The sequence below is a fragment of the Williamsia sp. Y853 genome (assembly GCF_056786495.1).
Genome location: NZ_JBXCJC010000001.1, coordinates 299,817 through 316,678, shown reverse-complemented (window position 1 = coordinate 316,678; position 16,862 = coordinate 299,817). Strand labels below are relative to the sequence as shown.

Genomic DNA, 16,862 nt, shown 5'->3' with positions numbered 1-16,862 from the left:
GCACGGAGAGATCCTCGCTCGACATGCGGGCTCCGTAGGCGCTGAACTAACGTTGACGCAAGCGCTGCGGAGGAGTCTTGGATGACATCTGATTTTGTGGTCCCCACTGTCGACATCACGGCATACGTGGGTGGGGGAACTGCCGCCGAGCGGGCTGTCGTCGCTGAACGCATCGACGCGGCCTGCTCGGCGGTCGGTTTCATTCAGATTGTCGGACACGGTGTTCCGAACGCGGTGTCGGGTGCTTTCGCTGCCGCGATGGATGATTTCTTTGCGTTGCCGCTCGATGTCAAGAAGGCATATCGGACGCCTCCGCGCATCAATCGCGGTTACACCGCGCCGAAGTCGGAGTCCTTGTCACTGAGTCTCGGTGTCGAGTCTGCCGATCGAATGAACGATTTCTTCGAAGCCTTCAACGTGGGGTCATGCGCGGCCGACTACCCCGATCATCACCTCCCGCACGACGACTACGCCGAAAACCTCTGGCCGACAGAGGCTCCGGCATTCGAGGCGGGGGTATCGGCCTACTACACCGAGGCGGCCAGGGTGGCACGCACGCTCACCCGGATCTTTGCCGATGCCCTCGATCTGGAGCCCGACTTCTTCGCCGGGTTCACCGACCATTCCCTCGACGTATTGCGGATGAACAACTACGCCTTACCGCCCGGCGAGATCGACCTCGGCGGTGAGCTGACCGGAATGGGTGCGCACACCGACTATGGGATCGTCACCGTCCTCTGGGCTGACCAGGTGAAAGGTCTTCAGGTTCTCGGCCACGATGGGATCTGGCACGATGTCGCACCCGCCGACGGTGCGTTGCTGGTCAACCTCGGCGACCTGATGGCGCGCTGGACCAACGAACGCTGGATGTCCACGCTGCATCGCGTGAAACCGCCAATTGTCAACGGCGTCATCGAACGTCGACGTTCGGCGGCGTTCTTCCACGACGGCAACATCGACGCGACCATCAGCACCCTGCCGTCGTGCATCGGCGAGGGCAGCAAATACGAGCCGGTGACGGTGGCCGATCACCTCGCGGCCAAGCTCGCCGGATCACGTGCCGGGGTGGCCAACGCCGCGGCCGAACGAGAGGCCGCCCGGGTCCGGGCTTCTACGGCTCCCTGACCCCGATGATGTGGCCTTTTGGCGGCGTCCACCTGCGGGTTTGTTTGCCAAAGGGCCCACTATCGGGGCGCCTAGAGCCAGTCCTTACGCCGGAAGAGCGAGTAAAGAACCGCCACGGAGGCGACGATGATGGCCACGCTGATCGCGAGGCCGAACGAGTTGCCGAATCCCGGGAATCTGACGTTCTGACCGAAGAACCCGGTGACCGCTGTGGGCACCGCGATGATGGCGGCCCACGAGGTCAACTTCTTCATCACCGTGTTCAGCCGGGCATCCTGCAGTGACAGGTTTGTCTCGAACAGTGTTGTCACCATGTCGCGCAACGACTCTGTCCATTCGGTGGCGCGCAGGACGTGGTCGTACAGGTCGGTGAAGCTCGCATCGAGAGCCGGATTGGCTCTGTTCTCGAGCCGGTTTCGCTGGATCAGGTTGACCACTTCGCGCATCGGGAGCACCACCCGGCGGAGTTTGACGAGGTTCTTACGTACCCGATAGGTACGTCGCTGGAGGTCGTGGCTGTTGTTGTTCTCGTCGAAGAGCAACGACTCGAGATCCTCGATGCTGTCGTCCAGCATCTGGACCGCGTCGAAGTGACCATCGACGACGACGTCGAGCAGTCCATGGACCAGCACCCCGATGCCGAGCTTCTCATCATCCATCGCATCCCAGCGCTGCGTCACCACGTCCATATCGAAGCCCTCCGACAACCGCACCGTGATCAGCACGTTCTCCTTGATGAACATGGAGATCCGATGGGTGTGTAAGGCGCCGTTGGTGGACAGCGACGGATCTTCGTGGATGTCCACGCCGTAGACGGTCATGAACTTGTGGTGCGGATAGCTGACCGCTTTGACGCGTTCGGCATCGGCAAGTGCGTCTTCAACGGCCCAGGTGTTGAGATTGAGTTCCTCTGCCAGCTGGCAGAGCGCTTCGTGGCTGGGATTCACCAGATCGGCCCAGGCCAGCGTGGTGTCGTCGGCCAGACAATCGGACAGTGACTCGACGTCGAAGCCGTCCTGGAGTTTGCCGTTTCGCCAGATCCGGCCGCGCACATTTTCGATCACACCTTCGATGGTGCCACCCGGGCTACCTCAGTGGTCGGTGGAGAACCCCGACCGCACCTGGTGTCGCTGCTGCGCGAGCTCGACAAGCCGGTTGATCAGGTCGCTGTAGCCGAGGCCGGACGCCTCCCAGAGCTTCGGATACATCGATGCCGGGGTGAACCCGGGAATCGTGTTGATCTCGTTGAGGAGCCAGCCGCGACCGTTCTCCTCGTAGAAGAAGTCGACGCGCGCCATGCCGGAGCACCGCAGCGCCAGAAATGCGCGTTCGGCCAGCAGGCGGACCTCGGCTATCTGGTGTTCGGACAGTTCCGCGGGGATGACCAGACCGGCCGCACCGGTGACGTACTTGTCCTCGTAGTCGTAGAACTCCGCGCCGGGGAGGATCTCGCCGGGCACCGACGACTTCGGCTCCCGGTTGCCAAGGACGGCGACCTCGATCTCGCGGGCGGTCACCGCCTCCTCGATCACCACGACCTCGTCGTAGCGCAAAGCCAGCTCGATCGCGGTGGCCAACTCGGCGCGGTCGGAGGCCTTCGAAATGCCCACCGAGGAACCGAGATTGGCAGGTTTCACAAAGACCGGCAGGCCGAGGGTGTCGATCGCCCGCTCGATCAGGTTGTCGATCTCATCGGTTCCGGCACGGAACTCGACCCACTTGCACTGCGGGATCTGGGACTGTGCGGTGACGACCTTGGCCATCGCCTTGTCCATGCACACGGCCGAGCCGAGAACCCCGGCGCCGACGTAGGGGACGCCGGCCAGCTCGAGCATGCCCTGGACGGTTCCGTCCTCGCCGTGCGGTCCGTGCAGCAGCGGCAGCACCACGACCGTCTCGTTGTCGGCGCGCTGCAGTGCCGAGAGCGGATCGATTTCGGTGCCCTCGGGCTCGAGTACGCCAGGCAACTCCAGCGTGGCGTCGGCGAGTGTGGCGATCGCCTTGTCGTTGCGGATCCACTTCCCGTCACGGGTGATGCCGACCGGGATCAGCTCGTACTTGGTTCGGTCGGCCGCCGCGAGGACGTGCGCCGCGGTGATGCACGACACGTCGTGCTCCGCCGAGGCGCCACCGAACAGCACAACAAGGCGGATGCGGTCGGATGAAGCGGGATTGGCCATGCGGCCACGATAGGCCAGCGCCGAACCGGACATTGCCGGTGGTTGGTGGTCACGCCCGCCCGCCCGGTAGCGTCGACGCGTGCGATTCAAGGCGAGTGACGTGGCAGCGGCGACCGGTGGAAAACTCTTCGGCCCCGACCTGGAGATCGACGGCGCGAGTATCGATTCTCGCGGCATCAGGCCAGGCCAGCTGTTCGTGCCGATTGTCGCCGAACGCGACGGACACGACTTCATCCCCGGCGCACTTGCCGCAGGCGCAAAGGTGTACCTGACCGCGCAGGCCATTGACCAGGGCGATGCCCAGACCGCTGCCATCAAGGTCGCCGACACTGCCCTGGCCCTGGCCGACCTGGGCCGCGCTGCTCGGGCCCGGCTGACGGGCCCGGTCGTGGGCGTGACCGGTTCGGTGGGCAAGACATCGACCAAGGACCTGCTCGCAGCAGTGCTCGCGACCACGTACGTGACCGCGGCCAACGAACGTTCGTTCAACAACGAGCTCGGATTGCCGCTGACACTGCTCGGTGCCCCTGACAACACCGAAGCGGTGGTCGTCGAGATGGGCGCCCGTGGCATAGGTCATATCGAGCTGCTGTGTGACATCGCTCGCCCGACTGTCGGCATCGTGACCCGCGTCGAAGGTGTGCACCTCGAATTGTTCGGAGATCTCGATTCGGTGGCGCGCGCCAAGGGTGAGTTGATCGAGGCGCTGCCCGCCGACGGACTTGCCGTGCTGAACGCCGACCATCCGGTGGTCGCGGGGATGGCACAGCGCAGCGCCGCCAGGGTGCTCACCTTCGGTCTTTCGTCGAGCGCCGATGTGTACGCCGATGACATCGTGATGGACTCCGAATTGCGGGCCCGTTTCACGCTGCACACACCGTGGGGCACCACGCAGGTCGCGCTGGCGGCCCGTGGAGAACACCAGGTCGCCAATGCGCTGGCCGCCGCTGCCGCTGCCGGCGGCATCGGCGTGGGCATTGAACAGATCGCTGCCGGGTTGGGCGGGGCGGCCATCTCCGGACTCCGGATGGAACTGAGCCGCACCGATGCCGGCGTACGGATCCTCAACGACGCCTACAACGCGAACCCGACATCGATGTCGGCCGCACTCGATTCGTTTGCCACCCTCGACGCCCGGCGTCGGGTTGCGGTGCTCGGGGTGATGGCAGAACTCGGTGGATCGGCCGCCGCCGAACACCTGGCCATCACCGAACGGGCCCGGGCGCTGGGTATCGAGGTGATCGCGGTGGCGGCCCCCGACTACGGATCGGACGCCACGCACGTCGACGATGTCGACGCGGCCGTTGCCGCCCTCGGAGATCTGCAATCCGGAGATGCGGTGCTCGTCAAGGGCAGTCGGGTGGCGGCCCTCGAACGGGTGGCGGACGCTTTGTCGGCCGTCTGACCCGGGACTGATGACACCGCACCCCGGATTCACCCCGTCACTCACGGGAGTCCGGGGATTGGCCGCGTTGCTCGTGTGCGCCACCCACGCCGCATTCTGGACGGGCAAGTACACCAACGACTTCGAGGGCTGGTTCTTCGCCCGGCTCGAGGTCGGTGTGACTATCTTCTTTGTGCTGTCGGGCTACCTTCTGTTCACGCCCTGGGTGCGATCACTCCAGGAAGGTGATCCCAAACCTGATGTGCTGCGGTATTTCTGGCGCCGGGCGGTGCGTATTCTGCCCGCCTACTGGATCACGGTTCTCGGTGTCTACCTCATCTTCGTGTGGCGTGATGACATCTCGGACGTCGGGCACGGGCCGACCGGGCTCCTCCGCAATCTCACACTCACGCAGACGTACGGATTCGGTTATCTCCATTCGGGTTTGACGCAGATGTGGAGCCTGGTCGTCGAGGTCGCCTTCTACCTGATGCTCCCGGTGTTCGCGTGGCTGATCGGACATCTGATCTGCGGTGGAGGTTGGCATCCGGGCCGGATGATCGCGGCGATCGGTGGGCTGATGATGATCACCCCTGTGTGGGCGGTCATCACGGCCGACGGGGGTATCGATGTGACTGCGCGATTGTGGCCGCCTGCCTTCCTCGCGTGGTTTGCCGGTGGAATGCTGCTGGCCGTGTTGGCCCGGGTGGTCACGATCTGGCCGCCGACGTTGTCGGTGCTGGTCGGGATCGTCGCGTTCGAGATCGCCTGTACCTCGATCGCGGGGGAACCGACGATCACTCCGGCATCCACCTCGGCGACGATCGTGAAGTCGGCGCTCTACCTGATCGTGGCGTTGGCGCTGCTCGCACCGTTGGTGATCGGCCCGCGCGGACACTGGTGGGACCGGACGCTGTCACAGCCGGCGGTGGTCTGGTTCGGCGAGATCTCCTACGAGTTCTTCCTGGTGCACGTCATCGTGATGGAACTGGTGATGGATCTGCTCGGATATTCGCTCTTCAGTGGTTCGGTTGTCGGCGTGTTCATCGTCACGTCGGTCCTGTCGACCCCGGTTGCCTGGGCGCTTCATCGGGCGACCGCACCGCTCTGGCGTCGGGAAACGGCCCCGTTCGAGCGCATCCGGTAATACTGGTTGAAAGCCCGCAACTCCCCGGAGGCCCCGATGGTCGACAGTTCTGCCTTTGCCGCCTCAGGCGGTGCCGCGGACATTCGCCGCTGGTGCGAGAAGTCTCGTATGCCGGGCAGAGCGCCCGACCTGTCCGATCCGGCAGCCATCCTGATCGCGTCCGGATTCCTGTCCGACCAGGCCCGGGCAGTACTTGTCCGCCGAAGCACCGCAGGTCTGGCGGTACCGGGGATCGGTGGTTTCGGTGAGCTGCGGCGCCTACAGCGTGAGCTCGGACAGCTCGAGGATCAATTGCGCAACCCCCGGGTCCCCAAGGTCGCGGCGCTGGTGGTGCGCTCGCGGGTGGTGGCCCTCACGCGGCGGCGGGATGCCGCTCGCAACCTCGTGACGGCATCGAAACCGGTTTTTGCCGGAACGGTCCGCGGCATCCGACGCGAACGCCGGGAGGGCCTTCACCTCGACATCAGTGACCGGGAGCGGTTGTTCAACGGGCTGCTGTTCACGCCTTGCCCCAATGCACTCGACGTCAACTACCTGCGGCGTGCCACCGCGATGGCGGCGAGTACCACCGCGGGCGTCATCGGGCAGCTGACCGACAACCGGTCGAAGGCCGGCCACTGGGTGGCCGGGAAAGCAGCGATCTTCGATGACGCCGAACATGATGAATCATATTCTGGCAGTTCTCGATTCGTCGACGGATACGAGACGTTGCTCTACATTGCGGGCAACGCGTACGACCGGATCGTGCGTTCGCCGGTCTGGCACAGTGACCATTTTGTGGTTCAGCGCGGCCAGATCAATGTGCATGCCGAGATCGCCGAGATCGCAACCGATGTCATCAACCTCCGAACCGTTCGCATCGAACTCGATCGTGTTCGGGCCGTGGCCGATTCGGACGAACGTCTCGCCGAGCAGTTGCGGTCGCGGGAGGCCGAGTTACGCCCCGTCTGGTCGCAGCTGATCGACCGGGTGGCGGCGCTCTGGGATGTTGCCGATGCGGTGGCGGCCGCGGCGGTGGAGCTGAAGGTTCTCGATCAGGTGAACTACGCCGGAACCATCGATCAGCGCATCGACCACCTCATCGCCCGGTCGGGTGAGCGGGAGTTGTCGGCGGAGAACACGCGGCGTCTCGGTGAGCAACTCGGCGCCGGCCGGGAGCATCTACGTGACTACCGAAACATCCTGCAGGGAAACGTGACTCCCTTTCCCTCCGAAGGCGCCTCGGCCGCGGTCCCGCCCATCCCGGCGCCACCGAGGGCGGCAGGGCCGCGCAAGCAGATCGAGAACTGAACGCGGGCAGCGGCGTTCAGTCCCTGGCCCACTGCCTGAGGTAGTCCTTCTCGACGTCGGTGAGCCGGCGGAGGCGTTGTTTTTCCACGTCGACAACTGCCATCTGGGTGCTGGCCACGCAGGCCGGTTTGCCGGTGGCTTCGGCGTGTGCCGAACGAACTTCGTATCCGATGGTGAAGTCCACGGAGCGGAAACCCTTGATCCACATGCTGATCCGCAACGGGCTGTCCTCGTGTCGGAGCTGTGCCTGATAGCGGATCTCGACGGTGACGATCATCGCGCTCTTGATGAGCGGTGCATACTGTTCACCGGCGCTCATCAGCCAGGCCACCCGGGCTTCTTCCATCAGGGTGACCATCCGGGCGTGATTGATGTGACCAAACGCATCCATGTCCGACCACCGCACGGGGACCTCGGCAACATAGGCGAATGAGTCTGCGGCATTTGAGGTATTCGTCGGATTTTCCATATCCCACATGATCCATGCCGCATTTCTGAACTGGAACCCTCGCCCGAAAATGGGCTCTGTGAGTTGGCTGAGAGTTTTCCATCGTTCTGTACCCTCGGTAGCCTTCGGTCCGGGGATTCGACAACAGGGGAGTGGTCAATTCATGGAGCGCGTTGCACGTGTGATTCAGGCTATGGGTGGACTGGTGGCGTCTGCCGCGTTGGCCACGTCGGGGGCTGCAGTGGTGACCGCGGCGCCGACGACGGCCGAGGTCGAGACCGTGACGCAGGTCGGTCCGCAGAGGCAAGACCTGACGATCGCTTCGCCGGCCATGGGCGGCGACGTCAAGATCAGCGTGCTGACACCCGCCGATCTGACCAGTCCGCGAGGCACGCTGTATCTGCTCGACGGTGCGGGCGCCAAGGACCGCGTCAGTGACTGGCTGACCAAGGGCGGTGCAGAGGAGTTCTTCGCGGACAAGGACGTCACGGCCGTGCTGCCCTCGGGTGAAGGCGCGTTCTATACGAACTGGCAGAGTCGGGACGCGGTGTTCGGCCAACCCCAGTGGGAGACCTTCCTCACGAAGGAGCTCCCGCCGCTCATCGACGCGACGTTCAACGGCAATGGCAACAACGCGATCGCCGGACTGTCGATGGGTGGGCAGGCCGCCTACGCGCTCGCCGCGCGAAAGCCGGATCTGTACACCGGTGCCGGGTCGCTCAGTGGCTGCCCGCCGGTGACGGGCCTGGTAAACGAGAGTTATGTGCGCACCACGCTGGCCAAGGACGGCGCCGACGCCACCAACATGTGGGGGCCATTCGGTTCATCGGGATGGACCGACCACGACCCATCGCATCGGCTCGACGCGCTGCGCGGCAAGAACCTCTTCATCTCCGCGGGCTCAGGGATCCCGGGTCCGCTGGATCAGACGACGAAGCTCGACGAGGGTCTGTCCCGAGAAGAGATGATCGCCGCCGGCGTGACCCTGGAAGCCGGTGCCTACCGCTGCTCGGTTGAGTTCGCGGTGCTGATGCGGGCCAGTGGGGTGGAGGCCACGTCGAAGTTCCGCGCCGTCGGCACCCATTCGTGGCCGTACTGGAAGCAGGATCTCAAAGCGATGTGGCCGGTACTGGCCCGCGGGCTCTGACCGGAGGTCGTTACTCGTGCGCCTGAGTCGGCCGCTGCGGCGCCGGAGGTTGCCTGTGCATCCCCGAGGTTGCCCCAGGGCCTCCGACGGCGGCTGCGGCTAGCTGCGTGCGGCTCGAGCGCGGGCGAAGTCGAGGAATGTGTTGTTCTCGCCTTCCTCGGTGATGGTCACCCGCACGCCGTCGCCGTCGAACGGCCGGATGATGACGCCGGCCTCTGCTGCGTCCCGGGCAAAGGGCAGCGAGTCGGAGCCGAGATCGAGCCAGACGAAGTTGGCCTGACTCGGCGGGATGCGGTAGCCGGCCGACCGCAATTCGGAGCTGACCCGGTCCCGTTCGAGAGCAACCGAACCGGTGCGCGCGAGAAGTTCTTCCTTGGCGTGCAGGCTGGCTATCGCAGCGGCCTGCGCCAGTGAGTTGACGCTGAACGGCACGTGGACCTTCAGCAGTGCATTGGTGACCGAGGGGTCGGCGACCGCATAGCCGACGCGGAGACCGGCAAGGCCGTAGGCCTTCGAGAAGGTCCGCAGCACAACCAGATTCGGATACCGACGGTGCAGTTCGATGGCGTCGTAGCGCAGGCTCTCGGCAGGCCGCATGTACTCGAAATAAGCCTCGTCGAGGGCGACCAGGACGTCGGAGGGGACTTGGTCCAGGAAGGCGATCAGGCTGTCGGTGTCGACCACGGTGCCGGTCGGGTTGTTCGGGTTGCAGATGAAGATCAGCCGGGTGCGGTCGGTGATCGCCGCCGCCATCGCCGGGAGGTCGTGCACCAGATCGGCGTTCAGCGGCACCTGCACCGGTGTGGCCCCGGCAACACGGGTTGCCAGCGGATAGGTCTCGAACGATCGCCACGCGAAGAGCACCTCGTCGCCGGGACGGGTGGCGATGGTGATCAGGTTCTGGCAGAGCGTCACCGATCCGCAAGCGGTCTGCACGTTCTCGGGGGCGACGTCGAGGTGCTTGGCCAATTCTTCCGTCAACGCGACCGCGCCGTTGTCGGGGTAGCGGTTGACACGCGAGGCCGCTTCGGCGATGGCCGCCGCCACACTGGGCAGCGGGCCGAAGGTGGTTTCGTTGCTCGCGAGCTTGAGAGCGCCGGGGATGTTCTTGCCCGGGACGTAGGCGGGCACATCGGCTAGGTCGGGACGAATACGCGGGGTCACCGATCCAATCTAGCGCCGCGACGTCATGTCTCCAGAAAGTGCGTCTGATCAGACGGTTTGCTCCGGTCGGTGGAGCGTGTGTAATCTTTGGCTCGGCAGTTCGAAAGGACTCCACCAGGAGGCGTGCCAGAGCGGCCGAATGGGACTCACTGCTAATGAGTTGTCTCGCTAAAACGAGACCGGAGGTTCAAATCCTCTCGCCTCCGCCAGTACGACCGAATGGATGCACGACCAGTTAGACCGCTGGACAACTGAACACAGCACGCGCCCGTAGCTCAACGGATAGAGCACTTGACTACGGATCAAGAGGTTAGGGGTTCGAATCCCTTCGGGCGCACAACAGAAATCCCGGTGATGATCATCACCGGGATTTCTTGTATCTGCGACCGGGTGGGGGTCGATACGCGAATTGGTGTGATGTCAGCAACAATTGGGTGATGACCATCTATGTCTCGAGTCCGCAGATTCCCTACATCCTGACGTTCGAAGATACCGAGCGCGATGAGGTCGCCCGCGAGATCCAGCGCAGCATCGTCGGTGCCACCGAGACGATCGAGGTGCCGGGGACAACGGACTACCTCGAGGAGGTCGTACCCCCGTTGGTGATCGCACTCGACGCCCCAGATGCTGCGTTTGTCATCAACTGGGGGCAGGTGGCGTTTGTGGAGATCACCGAGGACGATCCGAATGAGGTGACCCCGGGAGGGTTTCAGCGGCCGTATCTGGAACTCGGCGCATCGGACGGGGTCCTCGATGAGGGCGACGAAGAGTTCGAAGACGACTTGGATGAGGGTGCCGAGGCCGGGTAGTCCCGTACCCCGTCGAGATCGAAGCCACCGCGGTCATCAATTGACCGCGGTGGCTTCGGGTTTGAATTCGGGTGTCAGGTGACGCTTTCGATCAGGAAAGCACGCTCTCGAGATCCGCACTGATCTCTTCGGGCGTGACGGTGGGTTCGTAGCGCTTGATGACGGCGCCGTCGCGGCCGACCAGGAACTTGGTGAAGTTCCATTTGACCTCGTCGGTCCCGATTGCCTCGGGACGCGACTTCTTGACGTGGTCGTAGAGGAAGCCGGCGTCCGGGCCGAATTCTCCGGGTGCCTCGGCGCGCAGGTAGGTGAACAGTGGATCGGCACCTTCTCCATTGACCTCGACCTTGGCGAAGATCGGGAAGGTCACGTTGAAGTTGACGTCGCAGAACTCGGCGATCTCGTCTGCCGTTCCGGGCTCCTGGCCACCGAACTGGTTGCAAGGGAAGCCCAAAATCTGCAACCCCTTGTCCTTCTTGTCGCGGTACAGCGCTTCGAGGCCCTCGTACTGCGGGGTCAACCCGCACTTGCTCGCCACGTTGACAACCAGAAGAACCTGGCCCTCATAGTCCTTCAGTGATTGTGTGCCGCCATCGGCAGTGGTGGCGGCGAAATCATGAGTGCTCATCGAGTTCTGTTTCCTCACATATGGAATCTGGTGGGCAAGTGCACTCCACGTTAGCGTGGAGTGCCCAGGTCGACGCGGCGAAGCCTGTCAGCTGGGAACGAGCATTGCCTGTACAGCCGCGGCGAACTCGCGGCCGGGTCCGCCGAAGACCTTGGTTTCGGGAAAGTACATCGAGGCCAAGCCGCTCAACAGCGAACCGCATGCGCCCGGTCGCACCGCGACCGCAAACCACATCCCCATCGAACATCCCTGGATTGTTCGCGTCCAATCTCCATGTTCGTCGATGGCGCCGGCGATGCGGAGTACTTCCTTCGGATCTTTGACCCCGGGCACCCCCTCCAGCTTCTGGACACTGGTCTGCTGGTCAGCGGGTGACGGCGGGTACGTGGTCGAGTGCATGGCGTTCTCCTGTGCGATGGAAGTCGGCCATTCGGCCAACATATTGACCGTCGCACGGGAGGGGCATGTTTGTTGCAGGTCAAGCCACTATTGATGGAGAATTAGTGCGCACTACCACGGATGTGGCTTCATTGAGCTAATAGTCACTGTGTCCAAAAGCATGGTGAATCACTAATGTTGTTCAGTTGGACTCTGAGGTCACCCGGACGTGATGGTGTATATGAGCCGGTTTCACCATCGCAACGACGGCGTCGAGACGGCGTTGATCGATGGTCGACGGGTCATCGACCCGCAATGTGACAGTGACTGCTACCTCTACGGCCGGGGTGCCGGTCGAGGTCGGGGTGGTTGAACTGACCACGCCCCCGGTCTCGTCGATCTCGGGCACCACGCCGAACGCGGCGGTCACGGAATCGCGCAGCCCCGTGACCGTCCCACGCCAGCGCAACGCCTCGGCACCTGCCGAGATCAGCTCGCGTTTTCGGTCCGCCTTTTCATGACCCTGCAGTGTCAGGCCGATCCAGCCGGCCAGCCAGCTCAGGGTGTCGGGAGGTGCGGTTGCCGGATCGAGATAGGCGGGAAAGGAATCGAGAACGAGGAATACCGGCGCGAGCATGTCGTCGAACGACTCGCAGAGTCCCTGGGCGTAACGGTCGTCGTGATAGATCCCCGGAAGCGTCCCGACAACCGGGATCGGGGTGTGGACAGATGCGAGTCGCCCGCGCATCTACAGCACCCTGGCCTGATGCTGATGTGAATGAACCAGGCCGTTCGGTGGCAGCTGGAGCCGGTCCGTCGGCTGACCGCGTCGGCCCGTGGCCGGGCCCACCGGAAACAGCTGGACGGCCACCTCGCCGCCCATGTCGATGCCGGGCACCGCTGCAAGTGTTGCGCTGATCTCCGGGATGCCCACCGGTCGTCCGACGGGCCAGCCGGTACCCGCGTGACCGCCGATGAGTGGATGCAGCATCCGGTACAGCGCGCGAAGCAAATCCTGCTGAACCACCTGCTTGTCGAAACCGGCCAGCGCCGAAACACTCACGACGGCGGTGAGCCCGATGTACTGCGGTGGCTCGAGCAGCAGGCGGGTGCCGATCAGTCGTCGGCGGTCGAGATACTCCTCGATCCGATCCATCGTCTCCGGCAGCGGCGTCAGATCCCCGAGCCGGATCTGGCCGAGCTCGTCGGAGGCCACATGTGGCACCACCAGCACCCGCACCTCGCTGGCAGCAGCATCGTCGGTCAGACAGTGCACCCGTGCGATCTCCGGTGCCGCTTGACGGGTGAGCTCCTCGAAGTCCTCTGCGGTCACGGCACGTCCGCGTGATCGCAACACCACCGGTCCCCGGAGTTTGAGCTCTTCGACTGTCTCGGGTGCCGCGCCGCCGACCGCGGCGGTTCGGTTCTCCACCCGGGTGATGTACGGGACGCTGGTCTTGAGAACCCGGAGTTGGCCGGCACCGACGTTTCCGCGTGTTCCGCCACCGATCCGGTACTCGCGCAGTCCAAGGACCGCACCTTTTCGAGGAATCGCACCGAACCCGCGGACCGTGCCATCGGCGTTGCGGACCGACGGTCCGAACACGACCTCACCGGATACGGCATCGAGGTGGAACACAAGGTCGTCGTCGCCGGAATCGGCGAAGTCCTCCACCGCATGCCATTCGGTCCTCTCCTCACCATCGGTGACGGTGAGCGCCCCGGGCCGGGTGCCGGGTACGACGGGTTGTTGTTGCAGCGTGAACCGTTGTGCGGCAGTGCCGTCCGACAGTCCGAGGACCTCGCCGGTCACCAAGCGTGAATGAGCCGCGGCAACCGTGCCACCCACGGTGCACGCCGAGATCGCGTCGATGTGCGGCGATCTGGAATAGGTCGGCTGATCGGGAAGCGGTTCGAGGAGGCGGCAGCGCAGCCAGCCCGCGCGGTGGCCGGCGATCAAGGCGTTCGAATGATCCTCTGGCACATGGACGATGACATCCCCGGGCTCGTTGAATCCGCCGGTGTCGTCGCGGTCGAGGTCGCAGTCGACCCAACCCCGCTCGGTGAGCGCCTCCCATCGCAGTGGGGGCCGACGGGGGTCGACGCCCACTCCGGAAACCCGGCACGAGATCCGTAGCAGTACCGCGCATGACGGCACCGGATTGCTCAGGCCGACGAGCAGTGCGTCGTCGGGGGTCGGCGAGGCGGAGAAGCAGTCGAACCCGCCATGTCCCAACGACAGGGTGCGGTCGATGACCTCGGCGCCCGATGGCGCCGAGAAGACCTGCTCTGACGAGCAGGGCACCACGTCCAGCGCGCGGTCGGTCGAAAACACAATGGGCTCTGCGATGTCGGTGCGGTCGGTGCTGACCTCGGTCGCAGCCCGTACGGTCACCGTTTGTGACTGCGGTGCCGACAGCCAGAACGTCACCTTGGTCCGGGCCGAGGACGCCGGACGCATCTCCAGGCCCAGTAGATCGAGGAACTCGAGGTAGTTGCGTTCGGGGACCCGGTTGAGGCGGTAGATGAGCTGGTCGACCATGTGCGCCACCGCTTCGATCAGCGTGATGCCGGGATCGGAGATGTTGTGATCGGACCATTCGGGGAAGCGCTGTCGCACCAGCCGGCGGGCGTCGTCCACGAGGTTCTGGAATCCGCGATCGTCTAGATTCGGGGCCGGGAGCATGACGGTCACCTGGCTTTCTGGCTGTCGGGGAGAGTGTCCGGGGAAACAGCAGTGGTGGAGTCTGGTTCGTCGGGGATGACATAGAACGGGAACACCAGGTTCCGGATGTCGTTGCGGCCGTGGATGCGATAGCCGACGTCGATGTAGAACGTCCCCGTGTCGGCCCCGTCGAAGTCGACGATCACGTCTTCGACGTCGATCCGAGGTTCCCAGTCCTCGAGCGCGGTGCGCACATCGCGTGCGATGGCGGCGGCGGTCGCCGATCCGGCGGGAGCGAAGATGTGATCGTTGACGCGGCAGCCGAACTCCGGTCGCATGGGGCGCTCACCAGGGGAGGTTCGCAGGATGATCTCGATGGCCTGCTCGATGTCGGTGCCACCGGTCGCCAGAGCGAACGCACCCGTCGGGTCGGTGCGGAGCGGAAACGCCCAGCCCGCACCGATGAAATCTGCTCCTGTCGTGGACATTTGAGTATCACCCGCCGATCAGGACAGTCGGGGCCCCGGCCACGATGGGTGCGCCGCACGCGGACAAGTCGCCGACCCGGGCCGCGGGGCGGCCGCCGATCAACACCGTCGGAGATCCGGGCGGAACGATGGCGCTGGGTGGATGCACCGCCGGCGGCGGGAACGAGCAGATGTGGGGTGTTCCGACGGTCGCGGCGGGGCGGCCCTCGATGAGGACGGTGGGCACTCCGGGTGGCCCGACGATCCCGGGATGTCCGGTGGGGTCTGAAACCCGTGCTGCAGGTGGCATGTTCGGTCCTCTCAGTTCAGCTTGATCGGGGTGCCGGAGATGGTGACAGGGCCCGACGCGGAGAGTTCTGCTGTGGCGCCCGCCTTCACCGAGACGCGTTGTCCACGGAGTTCGAGTTCGCCGGCACCGGCGTCGATGACCACGCCGGTCTTGCCCTCGATGTGGACCTTGCCGTCACTGTGCACGGTGACCACGGAACCGACGGCGTCGAGTTCGATTCGCACCGATTCCGAAGCGCTGGACAGGGCCACGCCTTCGGTTCGCCCGGCCTGGTCGTTCAGGTCTATTCGGTGTCCGAGGCGTGAGACAAATGAGCGGCGGTTGACCATTCCGGATCCCGAGTCGATGAGTGTGACCCCTTTGGCGTCCGGGGTGTCGACACCGTTGAAGAGGCCACCGAGCACATAGGGATGGTCCGCGTTGCCCTGCTCGAAGGCGACAAGTACCTCATCTCCGACCTCCGGAAGGATCAGCGCCCCGCGATCTTTGCCCGCACCGGGCTGGACTGTGCGGGCCCAGCCGCTCACGTAGTCGTCGGAGAGCTGCGGGAAGGTGAGTTTGACGCGGCCCGCGGACATCGGATCGTTGACGTCGGTGACCTGGCCGATGACGACGCCGTGGCCGACTCCGCTGCCGGGCGTGGCGGTCAGTCCCAACAGACTGCGATCATGACTGCTCGAGACGGTGAACGCGGTGGTGAATCCGGTTGCGGGGTCGAAACGGTGGCGGGCGCTGCTCACCACGAACTTGCCGTCGAAGGGCTGACCCAGGTTCTCCAGGGATACCGAGCTGCCCGCGCGGAGCTTCGGGTTTCCGTATGCGACGGCATCGATCTCGGCGAAAGCGCCTGCTATGGCGGCAGATCGGGCGGAGGCAGCGGTATCGGCCTCGGTCTGGGTGCGTAGACCGGAGTCGTTGCCGACGTAGGCGGGGCTTCCGAAGGTCGACGCAAGTTGTGCGGGGTCGATCCCGGGCACCTGTGCGCTGGTGGTGGTGGCCTCCGCCGTCCCGATGATGGGGCGTTTGGTGGCCACGTCCCAGCCGCGCATCTCGACCTTGCTGACCTGCTGGCCGGCCGTCAGGGTGGACCGCAACCGCGTGATGTCGGTGCCGTACTGCAAGACCAGAGGATTCTCCGGATCGCCAGACGGCGCTGTGTCGGCGTGTGCCGGTGGCGCAAAGTCGAGCGCGCCGTCGCGGACGGCCACTTCGTACCCGATGTCGCGGGCCAGCGCATTCAGGAACTCCCAATCTGTCTGGCCGCGTTGCGAAATGTGCTCGAATACCGTTGGTGAGGATTCGATCCGGCCGACCTTCAGTCCGGCTCGCCGCGCGCATTGGGTGGCGGCATCTGCGGCCGTCGCCTGCGTGTACGAGGCTGTATGCCTGGCGCGAAACAGGCGGTGGGACTGGTCGTAGCCGCGAATCGTGGTGAATGTGCCCGACTTCTCGAAGTCTGCTTCCACCGCCGTCACCTCGCCGCTGATCAACTGCGCCGGTTCCGGATTGTGGTCGGTGACCACGGAAATCAGCACCACTGCGCCGATCTTCGCCCCAGCCTCGGACAGGACCGAGCGGCCCGAATCGCGGAATCTCAGCGTGAACGCGTCGGGCAACGTGGTGCTGGTGTCGACATGCGCCGACACCAGCGAACCGCTCAGGTCGGCCGGAAGTGCCGATCCGTCGATGGTGATGGTGAAGCCTCCGGTGGTTGCCATTG

17 protein-coding genes and 2 tRNA genes are annotated in these 16,862 nt (G+C 64.6%); 8 read left to right on the top strand and 11 right to left on the bottom strand.

Going from position 1 to position 16,862, the window contains the following annotated elements:
• Nucleotides 1-81 precede the first annotated feature (81 nt).
• Nucleotides 82-1,125 (top strand): isopenicillin N synthase family dioxygenase, encoded by a 1,044-nt coding sequence (locus AC1TPF_RS01625; protein WP_482142358.1) that lies wholly within the window; start codon nt 82-84, stop codon nt 1,123-1,125.
• Nucleotides 1,126-1,196: 71 nt separating this feature from the next.
• Here the strand turns inward: AC1TPF_RS01625 and AC1TPF_RS01620 are convergent, their stop codons facing one another.
• Both AC1TPF_RS01620 and AC1TPF_RS01615 read right to left on the bottom strand, forming a co-directional pair.
• Nucleotides 1,197-2,189, bottom strand: coding sequence for a magnesium transporter CorA family protein (locus tag AC1TPF_RS01620; RefSeq protein WP_482136833.1), 993 nt, complete (start codon nt 2,187-2,189; stop codon nt 1,197-1,199).
• A 27-nt stretch (nt 2,190-2,216) separates the two neighbouring features.
• Nucleotides 2,217-3,305: a D-alanine--D-alanine ligase family protein gene (locus AC1TPF_RS01615; protein ID WP_482136834.1), complete on the bottom strand. Its 1,089-nt coding sequence runs from the start codon at nt 3,303-3,305 to the stop codon at nt 2,217-2,219.
• Between the two features lie 79 nt (nt 3,306-3,384).
• Here AC1TPF_RS01615 and AC1TPF_RS01610 point away from each other — a divergent pair, with 79 nt between their 5' ends.
• The 3 genes from AC1TPF_RS01610 to AC1TPF_RS01600 are packed head-to-tail and all read left to right on the top strand — an operon-like array spanning nt 3,385 to nt 7,126.
• Nucleotides 3,385-4,710, top strand: coding sequence for a UDP-N-acetylmuramoyl-tripeptide--D-alanyl-D-alanine ligase (locus tag AC1TPF_RS01610; RefSeq protein WP_482142357.1), 1,326 nt, complete (start codon nt 3,385-3,387; stop codon nt 4,708-4,710).
• Nucleotides 4,711-4,720: 10 nt separating this feature from the next.
• Nucleotides 4,721-5,836, top strand: a complete 1,116-nt coding sequence (locus AC1TPF_RS01605; RefSeq protein ID WP_482142355.1) for an acyltransferase family protein — start codon at nt 4,721-4,723, stop codon at nt 5,834-5,836.
• 36 nt (nt 5,837-5,872) lie between these two features.
• Nucleotides 5,873-7,126, top strand: coding sequence for a hypothetical protein (locus AC1TPF_RS01600; protein ID WP_482142353.1), 1,254 nt, complete (start codon nt 5,873-5,875; stop codon nt 7,124-7,126).
• 16 nt (nt 7,127-7,142) lie between these two features.
• Here the strand turns inward: AC1TPF_RS01600 and AC1TPF_RS01595 are convergent, their stop codons facing one another.
• Complete coding sequence (locus tag AC1TPF_RS01595; RefSeq protein WP_482142352.1) at nt 7,143-7,595, bottom strand: acyl-CoA thioesterase; 453 nt, start codon at nt 7,593-7,595, stop codon at nt 7,143-7,145.
• A 142-nt stretch (nt 7,596-7,737) separates the two neighbouring features.
• Here AC1TPF_RS01595 and AC1TPF_RS01590 point away from each other — a divergent pair, with 142 nt between their 5' ends.
• Nucleotides 7,738-8,721 carry an alpha/beta hydrolase gene (locus tag AC1TPF_RS01590; RefSeq protein ID WP_482142350.1) on the top strand — a complete coding sequence of 328 codons (984 nt, stop codon included), beginning with the start codon at nt 7,738-7,740 and terminating at the stop codon, nt 8,719-8,721.
• Nucleotides 8,722-8,820: 99 nt separating this feature from the next.
• Here AC1TPF_RS01590 and hisC read toward each other — a convergent pair whose 3' ends face one another.
• Nucleotides 8,821-9,885, bottom strand: a complete 1,065-nt coding sequence (hisC, locus tag AC1TPF_RS01585) for a histidinol-phosphate transaminase (RefSeq protein ID WP_482142349.1) — start codon at nt 9,883-9,885, stop codon at nt 8,821-8,823.
• A 117-nt stretch (nt 9,886-10,002) separates the two neighbouring features.
• Between hisC and AC1TPF_RS01580 the strand changes: the two genes are divergently transcribed.
• The 3 genes from AC1TPF_RS01580 to AC1TPF_RS01570 all read left to right on the top strand — a co-directional run bounded on the left by AC1TPF_RS01580 (nt 10,003) and on the right by AC1TPF_RS01570 (nt 10,694).
• Nucleotides 10,003-10,094, top strand: a tRNA-Ser gene (locus AC1TPF_RS01580).
• A gap of 55 nt (nt 10,095-10,149) precedes the next feature.
• A tRNA-Arg gene (locus AC1TPF_RS01575) sits at nt 10,150-10,222 on the top strand.
• Nucleotides 10,223-10,322: 100 nt separating this feature from the next.
• Nucleotides 10,323-10,694 carry a hypothetical protein gene (locus AC1TPF_RS01570; RefSeq protein WP_482142347.1) on the top strand — a complete coding sequence of 124 codons (372 nt, stop codon included), beginning with the start codon at nt 10,323-10,325 and terminating at the stop codon, nt 10,692-10,694.
• A gap of 91 nt (nt 10,695-10,785) precedes the next feature.
• Here the strand turns inward: AC1TPF_RS01570 and AC1TPF_RS01565 are convergent, their stop codons facing one another.
• The 7 genes from AC1TPF_RS01565 to AC1TPF_RS01535 all read right to left on the bottom strand — a co-directional run bounded on the left by AC1TPF_RS01565 (nt 10,786) and on the right by AC1TPF_RS01535 (nt 16,860).
• The gene (locus AC1TPF_RS01565) at nt 10,786-11,322 is read right to left on the bottom strand and encodes a glutathione peroxidase (protein ID WP_482136923.1); all 537 of its coding nucleotides are present in this window, start codon (nt 11,320-11,322) and stop codon (nt 10,786-10,788) included.
• A gap of 87 nt (nt 11,323-11,409) precedes the next feature.
• On the bottom strand, nt 11,410-11,721 hold the full coding sequence (locus AC1TPF_RS01560; protein WP_482136924.1) for a hypothetical protein: 312 nt from the start codon (nt 11,719-11,721) through the stop codon (nt 11,410-11,412).
• A gap of 181 nt (nt 11,722-11,902) precedes the next feature.
• Nucleotides 11,903-12,448, bottom strand: a complete 546-nt coding sequence (locus AC1TPF_RS01555; RefSeq protein ID WP_482136925.1) for a phage tail protein — start codon at nt 12,446-12,448, stop codon at nt 11,903-11,905.
• Nucleotides 12,449-14,386: a putative baseplate assembly protein gene (locus tag AC1TPF_RS01550; RefSeq protein WP_482142345.1), complete on the bottom strand. Its 1,938-nt coding sequence runs from the start codon at nt 14,384-14,386 to the stop codon at nt 12,449-12,451. It abuts the gene before it with no gap.
• 5 nt (nt 14,387-14,391) lie between these two features.
• Nucleotides 14,392-14,853 (bottom strand): GPW/gp25 family protein, encoded by a 462-nt coding sequence (locus tag AC1TPF_RS01545; RefSeq protein ID WP_482136927.1) that lies wholly within the window; start codon nt 14,851-14,853, stop codon nt 14,392-14,394.
• 7 nt (nt 14,854-14,860) lie between these two features.
• On the bottom strand, nt 14,861-15,142 hold the full coding sequence (locus AC1TPF_RS01540; protein ID WP_482136928.1) for a PAAR domain-containing protein: 282 nt from the start codon (nt 15,140-15,142) through the stop codon (nt 14,861-14,863).
• A gap of 11 nt (nt 15,143-15,153) precedes the next feature.
• Nucleotides 15,154-16,860: a VgrG-related protein gene (locus AC1TPF_RS01535; protein ID WP_482142344.1), complete on the bottom strand. Its 1,707-nt coding sequence runs from the start codon at nt 16,858-16,860 to the stop codon at nt 15,154-15,156.
• Nucleotides 16,861-16,862: the final 2 nt, after the last annotated feature.